General features: G+C 53.7%; 15 protein-coding genes. 14 read left to right on the top strand and 1 reads right to left on the bottom strand.

What is annotated here, in order from left to right:
- Nucleotides 1–112 precede the first annotated feature (112 nt).
- The 9 genes from A3224_RS15345 to nrtS all read left to right on the top strand — a co-directional run bounded on the left by A3224_RS15345 (nt 113) and on the right by nrtS (nt 6,977).
- Nucleotides 113–775 (top strand): TIGR04282 family arsenosugar biosynthesis glycosyltransferase, encoded by a 663-nt coding sequence (locus A3224_RS15345; protein WP_231902409.1) that lies wholly within the window; start codon nt 113–115, stop codon nt 773–775.
- 21 nt (nt 776–796) lie between these two features.
- Nucleotides 797–1,228: a hypothetical protein gene (locus tag A3224_RS15340; protein ID WP_067156629.1), complete on the top strand. Its 432-nt coding sequence runs from the start codon at nt 797–799 to the stop codon at nt 1,226–1,228.
- 34 nt (nt 1,229–1,262) lie between these two features.
- Nucleotides 1,263–2,303 carry a methyltransferase domain-containing protein gene (locus A3224_RS15335; RefSeq protein WP_067156627.1) on the top strand — a complete coding sequence of 347 codons (1,041 nt, stop codon included), beginning with the start codon at nt 1,263–1,265 and terminating at the stop codon, nt 2,301–2,303.
- A gap of 158 nt (nt 2,304–2,461) precedes the next feature.
- Nucleotides 2,462–3,271, top strand: coding sequence for a phosphate ABC transporter substrate-binding protein (locus A3224_RS15330; RefSeq protein WP_067156625.1), 810 nt, complete (start codon nt 2,462–2,464; stop codon nt 3,269–3,271).
- Nucleotides 3,272–3,287: 16 nt separating this feature from the next.
- The gene (pstC, locus tag A3224_RS15325) at nt 3,288–4,184 is read left to right on the top strand and encodes a phosphate ABC transporter permease subunit PstC (protein ID WP_067156624.1); all 897 of its coding nucleotides are present in this window, start codon (nt 3,288–3,290) and stop codon (nt 4,182–4,184) included.
- Entirely contained in the window at nt 4,156–5,010 is an 855-nt protein-coding gene (pstA, locus tag A3224_RS15320; protein ID WP_231902408.1) for a phosphate ABC transporter permease PstA, read from the top strand. Before pstC ends, pstA begins: the two co-directional genes overlap by 29 nt.
- Nucleotides 5,007–5,837 carry a phosphate ABC transporter ATP-binding protein gene (locus A3224_RS15315; protein WP_231902407.1) on the top strand — a complete coding sequence of 277 codons (831 nt, stop codon included), beginning with the start codon at nt 5,007–5,009 and terminating at the stop codon, nt 5,835–5,837. Before pstA ends, A3224_RS15315 begins: the two co-directional genes overlap by 4 nt.
- 358 nt (nt 5,838–6,195) lie before the next feature.
- Nucleotides 6,196–6,651, top strand: coding sequence for a hypothetical protein (locus A3224_RS15310; protein WP_156481514.1), 456 nt, complete (start codon nt 6,196–6,198; stop codon nt 6,649–6,651).
- Nucleotides 6,648–6,977 carry a nitrate/nitrite transporter NrtS gene (nrtS, locus tag A3224_RS17180; RefSeq protein WP_323055045.1) on the top strand — a complete coding sequence of 110 codons (330 nt, stop codon included), beginning with the start codon at nt 6,648–6,650 and terminating at the stop codon, nt 6,975–6,977. The genes A3224_RS15310 and nrtS overlap by 4 nt, the downstream gene beginning before the upstream one ends.
- A 118-nt stretch (nt 6,978–7,095) precedes the next feature.
- Here nrtS and thiI read toward each other — a convergent pair whose 3' ends face one another.
- Nucleotides 7,096–8,568 (bottom strand): tRNA uracil 4-sulfurtransferase ThiI, encoded by a 1,473-nt coding sequence (gene thiI, locus A3224_RS15300; protein WP_067158130.1) that lies wholly within the window; start codon nt 8,566–8,568, stop codon nt 7,096–7,098.
- A 308-nt stretch (nt 8,569–8,876) separates the two neighbouring features.
- On the opposite strand from thiI, the gene glnA reads away from it, so the two are divergent.
- The 5 genes from glnA (at nt 8,877) to A3224_RS15270 (ending at nt 14,752) form a co-directional block, all read left to right on the top strand.
- Nucleotides 8,877–10,283 (top strand): glutamate--ammonia ligase, encoded by a 1,407-nt coding sequence (glnA, locus tag A3224_RS15295; RefSeq protein ID WP_067156610.1) that lies wholly within the window; start codon nt 8,877–8,879, stop codon nt 10,281–10,283.
- Between the two features lie 152 nt (nt 10,284–10,435).
- Complete coding sequence (locus A3224_RS15290; protein WP_067156608.1) at nt 10,436–11,092, top strand: DUF4124 domain-containing protein; 657 nt, start codon at nt 10,436–10,438, stop codon at nt 11,090–11,092.
- A 348-nt stretch (nt 11,093–11,440) separates the two neighbouring features.
- Nucleotides 11,441–12,502, top strand: coding sequence for a nitrogen regulation protein NR(II) (gene glnL / locus A3224_RS15280; protein ID WP_067156604.1), 1,062 nt, complete (start codon nt 11,441–11,443; stop codon nt 12,500–12,502).
- A gap of 21 nt (nt 12,503–12,523) precedes the next feature.
- Nucleotides 12,524–13,933, top strand: a complete 1,410-nt coding sequence (ntrC, locus tag A3224_RS15275) for a nitrogen regulation protein NR(I) (protein WP_067156602.1) — start codon at nt 12,524–12,526, stop codon at nt 13,931–13,933.
- A gap of 333 nt (nt 13,934–14,266) precedes the next feature.
- The gene (locus A3224_RS15270; RefSeq protein ID WP_074901586.1) at nt 14,267–14,752 is read left to right on the top strand and encodes a Csu type fimbrial protein; all 486 of its coding nucleotides are present in this window, start codon (nt 14,267–14,269) and stop codon (nt 14,750–14,752) included.
- Nucleotide 14,753 lies beyond the last annotated feature (1 nt).

The following is a 14,753-nucleotide window of genomic DNA, read 5'->3' as shown; positions in this document are numbered from 1 at the left end:
ACCGTTGAACACCTGTCTTATGGGCGGAGGCATAAATCGCCTGCACCTAAAAGTATTTCAGATATAAAGCTGTGGATATTGCCATACAAGAAGTAAAGGGCATTTTAGAACCATGATGAGATTCCGTGACGACACCGTGATCCGGATAGTTATTCTGGCCAAGGCACCTTTACCGGGTATGGCCAAGACGAGACTGATTCCCGCCCTTGGCAGTGAAGGTTCGGCATGTCTCGCTGCAAAACTGCTGGAACATACTGTAGAGCAAGCGGTTAAGGCGGATATTGGACCAGTTGAACTGTGTGTGGCACCGGATCGTATGCTGCCTATTTGGAGTGAACTAGCCCTGCCCTCTTCCCTGGAGTGGTCCGAGCAGAAAGAAGGCGATCTGGGTGAACGTTTGGCCGATGCGGCCCGACGAACAACTGACAAGGGAGAAGCAGTTTTATTAATAGGAACAGACTGCCCCGATATGAACGCTGATAAGCTGCGTGCGGCGGCACTATCCCTGGAGAAAAACGACGCATGCATGGTACCTGTGAGCGATGGCGGCTACGCGCTACTGGGGCTTTCAAACTACCTGCCCACGGTGTTTCTCGATATACCCTGGAGTACTGCTTCAGTCGCAAGTCTTACCCGGCAGAGAATAGTGGAGGCTGGTTGGACACTCGTGGAAATGACACCGTTACACGACATTGATGAACCGCAAGACTTGCAGTACTTGCCTGAAGACTGGCCTGTCAATTTACATCGCGGATTTAAATATAACCAAAGTTAAACCAGAAAGGAGAATATACCTATGGACGCAAAAACTACACTTCCGGATTCATTGCAGCAGCCCCTATTGCGCTCTCTGCTAGCACTGCGTCTGGGCGTTTTTATTGTGATGTTGATGTGGACACTGGATAAATTTGTAAACCCCGCGCACACCGGAAAAGTTTTTGAAAAATTTTACGGTATCGAATGGCTGACAAGCCATATGTCCTACATCTTCGGTAGCTTGGAATTATTATTGGTTCTGGCATTTGTTGCCGGGCTCTGGCGGCGCTGGACTTATGGGTTGGTGTTAATACTGCACGCAATTTCCACGTTTTCATCCTATAAGCAGTACATGGCACCTTTTGATCACCTTCTGTTTTTTGCCGCTTGGCCAATGTTGGCGGCCTGCCTGGCGCTGTATTGGTTAAGGGATTGGGATAACTTGTTTACTTTGTCAAAGAATAGCTCCTGATCTGTTCAAGTGAGTTCGAGAGGAGTTTTTCACCATGCATGAATTCGTCCAAGATTATTATGGAAAACAGTTGCAGAGTTCCGATGATCTCAAAACAACTGCCTGTTGTGATGCCAGTGCTGTGCCCGAGTGGCTGAAGCCGTTGCTGGCCAAAATCCATCCGGAAATTCTGTCCCGTTACTATGGGTGTGGCCTTGTGTGCCCACCCCTGTTATCGGGGTGCCGGGTGCTGGATCTCGGGTGTGGAACGGGGCGCGATGTCTATGCCCTGGCACAGTTGGTCGGACCCGAGGGAGAGGTTGTCGGCGTTGATATGACTGAAGAACAGCTTGCTGTGGCTCAAAACCATCGAGAATGGCATGCGCAGGCGTTTGGTTATGACAACGTAAGGTTTATTAAAGGGTATATCGAGAAGCTCGATGAGCTCGATCTGGAGCCTGGCTCATTTGATGTTATTGTTTCCAATTGCGTGGTGAACTTGTCACCGGATAAGGCTGCGGTGCTGTCCGGTGTCTACCGCCTATTAAAACCCGGTGGTGAATTCTATTTTTCCGACGTTTACTCCGACCGCAGAGTTCCAGATGAAGTGAGGACGGATGCTGTATTGTACGGAGAGTGTCTTGGCGGAGCCTTGTATTGGAATGATTTTCTCCGTCTGGCACAGGCTGCTGGCTTTATAGATCCCCGTTTGCTGGAAGACCGACGTCTAGAAATCACCGACAATAACCTGGCACATAGAACCGGTAACCTGCAGTTCTTTTCCGCGACTTATCGCCTGTTCAAACTGGAAGATCTGGAAAGCGCCTGTGAAGATTACGGCCAGGCAGTGATATATCGGGGCTCTATCCCTAACTGCGAACACAGGTTTGTTTTGGATAAACACCATGTAATCGAGACAGGGCGAGTGTTTCCTGTGTGTGGAAATACCTGGAGGATGTTGCGCGATACCCGGTTTTCAGAACATTTTCAATACATCGGAGACTTCAGCCGGCATTTTGGTGTATTTGAGGGCTGTGGCTCAAATATCCCTTTTGATATTGACGTATTCGCTACACAAAGCGGGGCTTGCTGCTGAATTTTCGCGACGGCGGATGGACTTATGTCTATCTGCCGTCTTATAAGGCCATGGTGATGCAGAAAACTTTATTTCCAATTTATGAAATGTGAAGTTTTACTTGCTCCTTAATCAGAGTTTATTGCGATAAATAATCCACAAATGTTCATGAGACTGGCATGTTAAGAATTTTTATTAGGTTGTTGTTATTAATGTATGTATTGGCCAGTGCCTCAGTTGTCCAGGCCAGTGGAGGTCGTCTCACTTTAACGGGGTCAAGCACTATTGCTCCTTTGATTTTGGAAGTGGCTAAGCGCTTCGAATCTCAACATCCAGGAGTGCGTATCAATGTGCAGACAGGTGGTTCCTCAAGAGGAATCAATGATGTTCGTCTTGGGCTGGCAGACATCGGAATGGTGTCACGTGCGTTGAAAGCCTCGGAAAAAGATCTTTCCGCATACCTTATTGCCAGAGACGGTATCGGCATAATTACGCATAAGAATAATCCGGTAAGAAACCTCACTGGTGATCAGATAGTTGGTATTTACTCCGGAAAGATTCGCAACTGGGAAGAAGTCGGTGGTTCGAATTTGCCAATAACTGTAATCAATAAGGCGGAAGGACGTTCGACTTTGGAATTATTTTTACAACATTTTTCCCTCAGAAATAGTCAGATAAATGCACAAGTTGTAATTGGAGATAATCAACAGGGCATTAAAAGTGTGTCGGCGATTGCCGGTGCGATTGGCTATGTATCCATCGGCACTGCAGAATATGAAGAGAACCACGGAACTCCTATCAAATTAATTTCTATGGAGGGTGAAATCCCTACCTCGGAGAATGTGGCAAAAGGTCGTTATCAGTTTTCTCGCCAGTTGAATTTGGTTGTGAGAAATACACCTGTTGGATTAGCTAAAGAATTTATAGCCTTTGCGCAATCAGATGCCGTAAAGGACATTATAGAAGCACAATTTTTTGTTGCACCCTGATGGATAACCATAGGTGATGAGCTGGATCGCTAAGGGGATCGTCAATCGCACCGATCACCGCCTGAGTATGATGCTTGCTGTGCTGTCTGCCGGGGCTGCATTACTGCTAACTCTTATTGTTTTATTTTTAATCAAGGAATCCTGGCCTTTTCTCTCCAGCCGTTGGCACAGTGGAAGCTGGTTCGATTGGCTACAGTATCAGGGGTGGTATCCACAGGAAAACCGCTTTGGCATGGCGCCGATGTTACTGGCATCGCTCGCTGTAACTTTGGGCGCTCTTATCGTGGCGCTTCCTGTGGGCTTGGCAAGTGCAATTTATCTGCAGTTTTACGCGAATCCCAAAGTGGCGAGAACTTTCCGTTTACTGCTCACCCTACTGGCAGGTGTTCCCTCGGTAGTATTTGGACTGTGGGGGTTAACGCGGATAGTTCCATTAATCGCCCTTTGGCAGCCTCCTGGGGCGTCATTATTGGCGGCAATACTAGTGCTGTCATTAATGGTATTGCCTACGATTGCTCTGACCAGCGCCGCCGCCCTTGCCAGTGTGTCCGGAGAATTGCTCCATGGCGGTATAGCCTTAGGGATGCGTCGGAAAACACAAATTCTCCATATCATGCTTCCGGCTGCCCGCTCCAATATTTTCGGAGGTGTATTGCTGGCTACTGCAAGAGCTCTAGGGGAAACCATGGCGGTGCTTATGGTTGCGGGAAATGTGGTTCAGTTTCCTGCGGGGCTGTTTGATCCAGTGCGTGTTCTCACTGCCAATATTGCCCTGGAAATGTCCTATGCCATGGGTGACCACCGAGCCAGCTTGTTTGCGTCCGGATTGCTGTTGACCGCTATGGTGTGGTTGCTGTCATGGGGCAGCTATAGAGTTACCCGCAATGGACGCGAGGCCGGCCAATATGGTTGATCGCCTGTTCGGTTGGCTTATGTCAGGTTGCGCCGCCTTGGTGGTTTCTTTGTTGTTGTGGGTGCTGGGCGATGTATTGATTGAGGGAGTTGCCCACTTTTCCTGGTCTTTTTTATTTACTGAGCCTGAGGATTCCGGCCGATCCGGTGGTATCGCCCCCATTTTGGTTTCCACTTTGTGGATACTCTCTATTGCGCTGGTTACTGCACTGCCACTGGGGCTGGGCGTTGCCGTTTGGTTGTCAGAGTTTGCCGCAGGACGCCGTCGGTTTTCCGATATCGCGCGCGTCACTTTGGATATTTTGGCCGGGGTTCCCTCGATCGTATATGGGCTTTTTGGCAATGCATTTTTCAGTATTTATCTCGGTCTCGGCTTTTCTCTGTTATCTGGCGGGTTAACTCTGGCACTTATGATTTTGCCGGTGTTTGTGCGTACCTGTGAATCTGGGTTGCGAGCGGTAAACGACGAGTGGCGCCGGGGGGCGTTAGCGCTTGGTATGGCCCGCAGTGCTGCGATTTGGCATATCCTGTTGCCGGCGGCGCGTCCCGCGATAGGAGCCGGGCTAGTGCTGGGAATCGGTCGTGCCACCGCAGAAACGGCAGCATTGGTGTTCACCAGTGGCTATGTCGATCGTATGCCGGAGTCGCCGCTGGATTCAGGGCGCGCTCTCGCAGTACATATTTACGATTTGTCCATGAATGTCACCGGTGGCGACAGTGCGGCTTATGCTTCGGCGTTGGTACTGGTGGTTCTGATTGTCTTACTCAACACGCTGGCGCAGAGCCTGCTGGAAAACTGGTTCAAACGGAGGGTGTTTGTATCGTGAACCTGAGTGAAGTGAACCACTATACGTTGGGATGTATCGAACAAAGGTCTCCCTGTTGTGCTCCCGAGCCCTTGATGCGTGTGCGTGACCTGGAGGTTGGCTACGGCGATAAGACAGTTTTGTCCCAGGTATCGCTGGATATTTACAAGGGTTGTATCACCGCATTGATCGGACCCTCAGGGTGCGGCAAGACCAGTTTCCTTTCCACTTTGAATCGGCTTACCGACCACAGCGATGCGCGCCTTGCCGGGCAGATTTTATTTGATGGTCAGGATCTGTTGCGCGATCCGGTGGATACGCTGGGCCTCAGACGCCGTATAGGAATGATATTCCAGCGGCCCAACCCTTTTCCCCTGTCTATTCGGCGAAACCTGGAACTGCCTTTAAAAGAGCACGGTATTCGAGACCGCCAAGTGCGATACAGGAAGATCGAAAAAGTGCTCAAAGATGTCGGGCTCTGGGAGGAAGTATCGGATCGATTGGACGCATCCGCTCTGGCGCTTTCCGGTGGACAGCAACAGCGGTTATGTATCGCTCGTGCGCTGGTCCTAGAGCCAGAAGTGCTGTTGATGGACGAGCCGTGCAGCGCTCTTGATCCCATTTCATCCGGCATCGTGGAGGAGTTGATTTTGCGCTTGCGAGGGCGCTACACGGTAGTGATTGTAACGCACAACTTGGCGCAGGCCCGTCGGGTTGCCAACTATGCAGGCTTTTTCTGGATGACTGAGCGGGTTGGGAAACTGATCGAATTTGGCCTGTGTCGACATTTGTTTGAAGCACCACGCCATGCATTGACTGCGGCTTATGTGTCCGGCGCGCGAGGTTGATAGGCAGGATATCAACTTGCGTAAGTTTTGGATCTAGGGAACCTCCGATTAATTCGCGTGAACGCTAAGGTAGGTTCCGGTGCGCTCAGGCAATAGGATGGCCATTTCGAAAACGCACGAGTACTTCCCTGTAGCTCCGACGGATACATCCCTGTATCCGACGGTTTCGAAATGGCCATCCTATCACCTGAGCTTCTCATCTGGCTCCAAAGAATTTTTACCGTCAGGAAGCGACTTAATCAGAGGTTCCCTAGAGTTTTCGGTGAGAAGCTGGATTAATTTTCTATCGTGCCTGTAATAACCCTGAAGCTTGAACGACTAAGGAGAAAAAGTTCGTTTCAAAGATCAGGAGTAAGCAGTGATGAAAAATGTACTACTTGCCAGGCCCCACCCTTTTATTGTTCAGGAGATGAAGCCACTACTTGAGCAGTGTCATTATAGTGTATTGAAGCCGGACTGTTTTGCCGATATAGGTGCGCAAGCCAAGCGCTCAGGCGCAGCACTCATATCCTTAGCAGTGGTCTCCAGCATAGATGCTTCAGTAGAGAAGGTGGTGGACAGTGTTCTCGACATCAATCCAAAGTTGCCGATTATTTTCGCGGCTCTATTGCCTTTTGATGTGGCAGCCACAACCATTGCCGACCTGTTGGATAAGAAAGGAATTAACGCTCAGATAGTTGGGGTTTCAAATTCTGATCAATACGGTTCTCTTGAACAGGTGGACACACCTGTTCTCTATTTGAGCAAGAGTGATTTAACTGATCAAAAAAGACGAGAGATCACAAAGCAGTTGTTGTTGCGCCATATTGGATGATCGGCGGTCGTATTCGGACTGGCTCAAGAGCGCCCAGAATCAACTTTGCCTGGATTTGTATGCGCTTGATACATATGGGGATCTTTGCTTTGAGCAGGATAGGGTTAATTCTTATACAGCGGCACGTTGTTCGCAATGCGTTTCGTGTATCGTTAGTAGTGGGCGCTCTGTTGAATGCGATCAACCAGGGGCCCGCATTGACTACTGGTCAGGAAATCGATTGGTTGAAGGTTTTACTGAACTTCGTAGTGCCATACTGTGTGGCGTCTTACAGTGCAGCAAGGAATCAAATCGAATGGATGAGCAGAAACGAGTCGGAAAATTAATGGCTAAACTCAGCTGTAGTCGGCTCGGGACCGTTCAAGCAATGGGGTAGGTATTTAGGAAGCGTCCCTGGCACTCTATCGGATACATCCCTGTATCCGTTGGTTCCGGTAGCCCGCTTTATTGATCGGTGTCCGGCTTCTCTGGCCGGAAGACACCGACGTTGCGGTAGCCTTCGTCGAGCAGATGGGAGGCGTGCAGTTTACTCATAACACCGCGTTTGCAGTAAAGGAGGTAGTCGCGGTTTTTATCTAGCTTCTTGAAAGCATTACTCAGGCGGTAGAAGGGGATGGTCTCCACATCGGTTCCGGGCAACTCCAGCGGGTCCAGCTCCTCTTCATCCGGATGGCGAATATCGATGACCACTTGACCGTGAGGCTCACTGACAATTTCAACTGCGGGGATCTCGCCGCGCACATCCTCCATCACTTCGTCGATGTTCTGCATTACGCGGTTGCTAATGGCGCGTTCGAGAACCGAGAAGTCGAAGCGGTCTTCTTCCTTCTGAACCTTTTCTATTTTTGCCCGCGTGGTGGGCTTCACCGAAATTACACCGCAGTACTCCGGCATATTTGCGGCAAAGTCCTCGGTGCCGATTTCCCGCGACAGTTTGATGATATCGGTTTTATCGCTGGTGATCAGCGGGCGCAGTACCATCGTGTCTGTGACACTGTCGATCACCGACAGGTTTTTCAGTGTTTGGCTGGATACCTGGGCTATGGCCTCGCCGGTTACCAGTGCGTCTACTTCCAGCTCTTTGGCTATCGCGGAACCGGCGCGCAGCATCATGCGCTTTAAGATCACGCCCATATAAGAGTCGTCGACGTTTTCCAGAATCTCCGCCACTACTTCATCGAATGGTACGGTGATAAAACGCACCCGGTGGGAAGCACCGTATTTGTTCCAGAGGTAAAAGGCCACTTCTTTGACCCCTAACTCATGTTGGCGGCCCCCCAGATTGAAGAAAAGGAAATGCGTGCGGATACCGCGCTTCATCGTGAGGTAGCTGGCCACTGTGGAATCGAAGCCGCCGGACACCAGCGACAACACCGGGTCTTGGGTACCGAGGGGGAAGCCGCCCAGGCCCGGTGTCTGCTCTTCTACCACGTTCAGTTTGTCGTGACGTATTTCAAGCTTTACGGTGATGTCCGGGTTCTTCAACTTAACTCCGGCGGCGTCGGTGTTCTGGTTCAGGCCGCCGCCCACATACTGCTCTACATCCAGGGATTTGAAATCGTGATCACCAGTGCGTTTGACGCGCACACAGAAAGTCTTGCCGGCGAGCTTGTCGCCCCAGACGGACATCGTCTTCTCATAAATATCTTGCAGTGTGCCCAAGGGGAATTGCTGCACTCGCGAGAAGTTGGCGATTCCCGGGGTGTGGGCGAGCGTCTCCTCAATGCGCCCGCTCAAATGGGCCAGCTCGTCGGGCACGATGACATCAATCTTCTCCCAGTCTTTGCGCACTTGGATGCGCTCATCCAGTGACTTGAGAAGACGCTGCAGGTTGTCCTTGAGTTGGTTCGACATCCGCTTGCGAACCGGGTTGCTCTTGATGGTGATCTCGGGAAAGAACTTGACGACAAAGTGCATGGGGATTCGTTGGGCACCGCGTTGGGGGTTGGATAAGAGCCGGGCATTATAAACCAGCCGCCGGAAAGTTGTTTGTGCCCGTATTTGGTGCACTCGCGCGATGATGTGTGCCACTATGGTGCGCACACCTGTGGCCGGGTGGCCACTTTGCATCTATTCTGCCTGCGATTAGCCCTGTATGGAGCGCGAACACGCTGGTGGTGCCCAGGGCACGGCCGGCGCCCCAATTTGGCACACTCTTTGCTTTATTGAATGCCACAGAAGGGTTACAGCGACACATTCCATTTTTTGAGACCTGGAGGACAGCAATGTCAGCGAAAACGCTCGGTTTGATCAAAGAGAGTGAAGCCAAGTGGGTAGACCTGCGCTTCACCGATACCAAGGGCAAAGAACAGCATGTATCGATTCCGGCGTCGGAAGTTGACGGCGAGTTCTTCGAAGAGGGCAAGATGTTTGATGGCTCTTCCATCGCCGGATGGAAAGGCATCAACGAGTCCGACATGATTCTGATGCCGGTGGACGATACAGCCTTCCTGGATCCGTTCACCGATGAAGCCACTGTTATCGTGCGCTGTAACATCGTCGATCCGATCACCGGCCAGGGCTATGAGCGCGACCCGCGCTCCATCGCGTTGCGCGCCGAGGAATATCTCAAGTCTACCGGCTACGGCGACACTGCCATGTTCGGACCGGAGCCCGAGTTCTTTGTCTTTGACGACATCACCTGGGGCGCGGAAATGGGCGGCGCCTTCTACAAGATCAACTCCGAAGAGGCTGCCTGGTCCTCCGGTCAGAGCTTCGCCGACGGCAATATCGGTCACCGTCCGCGCGTAAAAGGCGGTTACTTCCCGGTTCCGCCGGTGGACTCCCTGCACGACATTCGCGCGGCCATGTGTTCCGCTATGGAGCAAATGGGCCTGCAGGTGGAAGTGCACCACCACGAAGTGGGCACCGCTGGCCAATGTGAGATTGGCGTCGCCGCCAATACTCTGACTAAGAAGGCAGACGAGGTGCAAATCCTCAAGTACGCGGTCCACAATGTGGCTCACGCCTACGGCAAGACCGCTACCTTTATGCCCAAACCGCTGGTGGGTGACAACGGCTCCGGTATGCACGTGCATCAGTCTTTCAGTAAAGACGGTGTCAACCAGTTTGCCGGTGATGCCTACGCCGGTCTGTCCGAAACCGCGCTCTACTATATCGGCGGTATTATCAAGCACGCCCGCGCCTTGAACGCTATCTGTAACGCCTCCACCAACTCTTACAAACGCCTGGTGCCAGGTTTCGAGGCGCCAGTGATTCTGGCCTACTCCGCACGCAACCGCTCCGCGTCCATCCGTATTCCCTTTGTGACCAGCCCCAAGGGCAAGCGTATCGAGACCCGTTTCCCGGATCCCACCGCGAACCCTTACCTGGCGTTTGCCGCTCTGCTGATGGCCGGTCTCGACGGCATCAAGAACAAGATTCACCCCGGCGATGCTGCGGACAAGGATCTGTATGACCTGCCGCCGGAAGAAGTGGCTGAGTTCCCGACCGTGGCTTCCAGCCTGGAAATGGCGCTGGATGCCCTGGATAAGGATCGCGCTTTCTTGACCGAAGGTGGCGTCTTTACCGACGACGCTATTGACGCCTACATCGAGCTCAAGAAGGAAGAGGTGGAGCGCCTGGCGATGACCACTCACCCGGTCGAGTTTGATATGTACTACTCGGTGTAAAATACCGGTAAACCAATGGGGCTCGCCCCTCCGAAAAGCCCGCGCCGCTCTGGTGCGGGCTTTTTTTTGATAGCGGGTACGCTAGCCTTGGGTGTATTGTTGCAACTGGAATTTGCTAGCCAAAAGGAGCGGCAAGGCCGCAATAAGGACCGATGAATCCCAGCAAAGTGATTTTGACCCTGCTGCTCGCCAGCCCTCTCATTTCCCTGGCCGGCGGCAATGAAACTGATAATGCACAGTCCGGTGGTTCCATCTACAAAACGGTGGCTCCGGATGGCAGTGTTGTTTTCAGCGACAAGCCACTGCCCGGTGAGCCGACGGAAAAAGTTGAGTTGGCGCCCACTAACGTCCAGCCTATCGCTCTGCCGCGCACTCTGCCCACGCGCAAGCTTTCGCCGCGGGACCAGGGAGGTGATGACTATGCTGGCCCGGTGCGTTTCGCCATTGTCAGTCCCATGGACGGCGCCACTATTCCGCCGGGGCAGCGCTCCATTGTTCTGGAAGTGGCGATGGACCCGGTGCCGTCCGGTGACTACCAGTTCTTCGCGGTAGTGGACGGCCGGCCCTGGGCGGGAGCTTCCTCCGGCACCAGCCTGGATATCTCCGCCCTGGAACGCGGCACCCACAGTGTGCAGGCGGTACTCGTTGACGCGGCCGGTAACGAGCTGGCTCGCTCCCAGATCATTACCCTCTATGTCAAACGCCCGGGTGGTGTACTGCCGGACAACCCCGCCGCCCAGGCGTCTCAGGCCCCCAAGGCTCCGGTGGCTCCCGGCCTGCCTCGGGCCAAGCCTCCCAGCGCCGACTGACTCCTTTCCCGGGCCCCGGCACCGCCGGAGCCCCCTTCTCTGTTTCTGCCCGCCGAAGGAGCGCACTGGTGTTTTTATAGACAGAGCACCATAATGGTGCATCAGTGGCGCTAATGTTCCCGATCGACTGCATCAACCTCGCCCGGATGCCCGTTAGCGGGCTTACGGAGACAGTTACCGCCCTTCCGAAGGTCAGTATTAATAGCCCGAAAGGCCCCAGCAGTAGTCTGGTGCGCTATTTTGGTGTGCTTTTTGCACTGACTGAAAACAACGCGTTTTCGCCGGTCGCTGGCAAAGCGCGGTAAATGCCGGGGCGCCGCCGGCAGCGATTTAACCGGAAAGACTCGCATGCTCAACGACCGCCAGTTTCGCCAGCTCCTCGACAGCCTCAACTCCGCAGTGCTGGTGCTGGATGACCACCTGCAGCTGCGCTATCTGAATTCCGCTGCCGAGGATCTGTTGGCGGCCTCCAGTGCGCGGATCGGCGGTGTGCCCCTGGCGGAAGTGGTTTGGGAATCGCAAACTGCCGAGGAGGCAATGCGCAATGCACTCGAAAGCGGCGAGAAGTACACGGTACGGCGCGCTGTGTGGCGGCTGCACAATCTGGAGACGTGCACCGTGGACTATACAGTTTGTCCGGTGCCGGAACTCGGGCTGTTGCTGGAAGTGCAGCCCATGGACCGTTTGTTGCGCATCGCCCGCGAGGATGCGCTGATCAGCGCCCAAGAGACCACCCGCAATTTGGTGCGCGGTATGGCACACGAAGTGAAGAATCCGCTCGGTGGCATCCGCGGCGCAGCACAACTGCTGCAGCGCGAGTTGGCGGACGAGGAGCTGACCGAGTACACGAGGATTATTATTGAAGAGGCGGATCGCCTGCGAAATCTGGTCGATCGCCTGCTGGGGCCACGAGTACCGGTGCGGCTTACGCCCACCAACGTGCACGAGATACTCGAACGGGTGGCACAATTGATCGATGCCGAGTGCGATGGCGAACTGAAAATCCGCCGCGACTATGACCCCTCTATTCCGGATGTCCCCGCCGATAGAGAACAGCTGATCCAGGCCCTGCTCAATATCGCCCGCAACGCAATGCAGGCACTGGACGAGAGTATCGGGCTGGCCGCCGGACAAATCACTTTGCGCACCCGTATCCAGCGCCAGTTCACCATTGGCCGGCGCCAATGCCCTCTGGTGTGCCGTATAGAAATCGAAGACAACGGCCCCGGCATTCCCGAGGATATCCGCGAGCGCATCTTCTACCCGATGATTTCCGGGCGTGCCGAGGGGTCGGGACTGGGCCTGTCCATCTCACAGAACATCATCAATCAGCACCGCGGCTTGATTCAGTGCGACAGCCGCCCTGGGCAGAGTGTTTTTCAAATTTTTCTGCCCCTGATGAACGAATAATTGAGTAGCGGAAGTGTGAGTATGAGCAATCGCGTTTGGATCATTGACGACGACCGGTCAATCCGCTGGGTACTGGAGCGTGCCCTGAGTCGTGCCGGAATAGAAACCAAGTGCTACGAGAGTGGTGATCGCGCCCTGGATGATTTTTACAGCGATTCGCCGGATGTTGTGATCAGCGATATCCGTATGCCGGGGTCCGACGGCTTTAAATTGTTGCAGCGCTTTCAGGCGGAACGCCCCGCACTGCCGATTATCATCATGACGGCGCATTCAGATCTGGACAGTGCCGTCGCCGCCTATCAGGGTGGCGCTTTCGAATACCTGCCCAAACCTTTCGACGTGGATGAGGCGGTGGCGGTCACCCGCCGCGCCCTCGCCCATGCCAGCGAGCAGCAGATTGAACCCGTAGCGGTGGAAAATGGTACGAACCGCAAGGAGATTATCGGCGAGGCACCGGCGATGCAGGAGGTATTCCGGGCCATAGGCCGCCTGTCTCACTCCAATATCACCGTGCTGATTAACGGTGAATCCGGCACCGGCAAGGAGCTGGTGGCACAGGCGCTGCACAATCACAGCCCCCGTAAAGACAAACCTTTTATCGCCCTGAATATGGCCGCGATTCCGAAAGATCTGATGGAGTCGGAGTTGTTCGGCCACGAGAAGGGCGCCTTCACCGGTGCCAGTGCCAGCCGCGCTGGTCGTTTCGAGCAGGCCAATGGCGGCACTCTGTTCCTGGATGAAATCGGCGATATGCCGGCGGAGACACAGACGCGCCTGCTGCGTGTACTCGCGGACGGGGAATTCTATCGCGTCGGCGGCCACACCCCGGTAAAAGTGGATGTACGTATTATCGCGGCAACGCATCAGGATTTGGAAAAGCTGGTGGAGGAGCATAAATTCCGCGAGGATTTGTTCCACCGCCTAAATGTGATTCGCATCCATATCCCGCGCCTGGCAGACCGCCGCGAGGATATTCCCAGGCTGGTACGCCACTTTTTCAATGCCGCCGCCAAGGATTTGGGGGTGGAGCCGAAAATTCTCACAAAAGAAGCCGAAGAGTATCTGTCGAGCCTCGACTGGCCCGGCAATGTGCGCCAGTTAGAAAATACCTGCCGCTGGATTACCGTGATGGCTTCCGGCCGCGAAGTGCACATCGAAGACTTACCGCAGGAACTACATCAGCAGACAGCGAATAGTGATGCGTCGCAGGACTGGCAGAAAGCTTTGCGCCTCTGGGCCGATCAGGCACTGGCCAATGGTCGTCGGGAAATCCTCAGTGAGGCGGTGCCCGCTTTTGAGCGCGCGCTGATAGAAATCGCCCTCAAGCACACCGCTGGACGCAAGCGCGACGCTGCGGAGCTGTTGGGCTGGGGGCGCAATACGTTGACGCGGAAGCTCAAGGAGCTGGGTATGAATGGCGACGAGGATTAGGGAGCCTTTGATCAATTCCTAGGAACGCTGTAGTTGGTTTCGGGGCGCTCAGGCAATGGGATGGACATCTCGAAAACGCACAAGTACTTCCCTGTAGCTCCGTCGGATACCTCCCTGTATCCGACGGTTTAGAAGTGTCCATCCCATCACCTGAGCTTCTCATCTGCCCTCAAAGTTAGTTTTGCCGCCAAGAAAAAAATTAATCGGAGGTTCTTGGCTGCAATAACGAAATTTGCACGCCATTTATTGACTTTTGGTTTGGGGAATGCGCGGTATTGGCCTAGATTTATGCGGATAAAAACATTCCGGCAACATAAATCGGCCGAGGTGATTATGTATAAAAGATTCGCGCTTTCCCTGTCCGCACTATTGCTCTCCGCTGCGGCATTCTCCGCCACCGAGGATACTACCTTCCTCGTCTCTATCACGGTTGAGAACAGTTGTACTATTTCTGTCAACGATCTGAATTTCGGTACGGTCAATGATTTAACTCCCTCTATATCTGCGTCCACCACCGGCACGGTGACCTGTACTGGCTTGGCACCGGTAAGCGTATCTTTTGACGCGGGAACTGGCGGCGCCAGTACTTTTGCCACCCGGCAGATGGATGATGGTGTCAACACGATCGACTACAACCTCTACCGCGACGCGGCGAATACGGAGATCCTGGGGGACGGCAGTGGCGGCACCTTCACTATCGACTTCACCAGTACCGGTGGTGCCGATGCCTTTGATGTTTATGGTCTGACTGATCCGGGGCAGAACCCCAAGCCGGCCGGAACTTACAACTCGACGATCACCGCCACGGCAACCTTCTGAT

The organism is Microbulbifer thermotolerans (assembly GCF_001617625.1).
Classification (GTDB): Bacteria; Pseudomonadota; Gammaproteobacteria; order Pseudomonadales; family Cellvibrionaceae; genus Microbulbifer; species Microbulbifer thermotolerans.
Note: the sequence above shows the minus strand (reverse complement) of the source record. Positions and strands in the feature narration are given on the sequence as shown.

What these genes read in the sequence shown, in the direction of transcription:
- A3224_RS15270 (WP_074901586.1), top strand. Translation starts at nt 14,267, where the DNA reads ATGTATAAAAGATTCGCGCTTTCCCTGTCCGCACTATTGCTCTCCGCT.
- pstA (WP_231902408.1), top strand. Translation starts at nt 4,156, where the DNA reads ATGGACGCGAGGCCGGCCAATATGGTTGATCGCCTGTTCGGTTGGCTT.
- glnL (WP_067156604.1), top strand. Translation starts at nt 11,441, where the DNA reads ATGCTCAACGACCGCCAGTTTCGCCAGCTCCTCGACAGCCTCAACTCC.
- thiI (WP_067158130.1), bottom strand. Translation starts at nt 8,568, where the DNA reads ATGCACTTTGTCGTCAAGTTCTTTCCCGAGATCACCATCAAGAGCAAC.
- A3224_RS15330 (WP_067156625.1), top strand. Translation starts at nt 2,462, where the DNA reads ATGTTAAGAATTTTTATTAGGTTGTTGTTATTAATGTATGTATTGGCC.
- glnA (WP_067156610.1), top strand. Translation starts at nt 8,877, where the DNA reads ATGTCAGCGAAAACGCTCGGTTTGATCAAAGAGAGTGAAGCCAAGTGG.
- A3224_RS15335 (WP_067156627.1), top strand. Translation starts at nt 1,263, where the DNA reads ATGCATGAATTCGTCCAAGATTATTATGGAAAACAGTTGCAGAGTTCC.
- A3224_RS15340 (WP_067156629.1), top strand. Translation starts at nt 797, where the DNA reads ATGGACGCAAAAACTACACTTCCGGATTCATTGCAGCAGCCCCTATTG.
- pstC (WP_067156624.1), top strand. Translation starts at nt 3,288, where the DNA reads ATGAGCTGGATCGCTAAGGGGATCGTCAATCGCACCGATCACCGCCTG.
- A3224_RS15290 (WP_067156608.1), top strand. Translation starts at nt 10,436, where the DNA reads ATGAATCCCAGCAAAGTGATTTTGACCCTGCTGCTCGCCAGCCCTCTC.
- nrtS (WP_323055045.1), top strand. Translation starts at nt 6,648, where the DNA reads ATGATCGGCGGTCGTATTCGGACTGGCTCAAGAGCGCCCAGAATCAAC.
- ntrC (WP_067156602.1), top strand. Translation starts at nt 12,524, where the DNA reads ATGAGCAATCGCGTTTGGATCATTGACGACGACCGGTCAATCCGCTGG.
- A3224_RS15345 (WP_231902409.1), top strand. Translation starts at nt 113, where the DNA reads ATGATGAGATTCCGTGACGACACCGTGATCCGGATAGTTATTCTGGCC.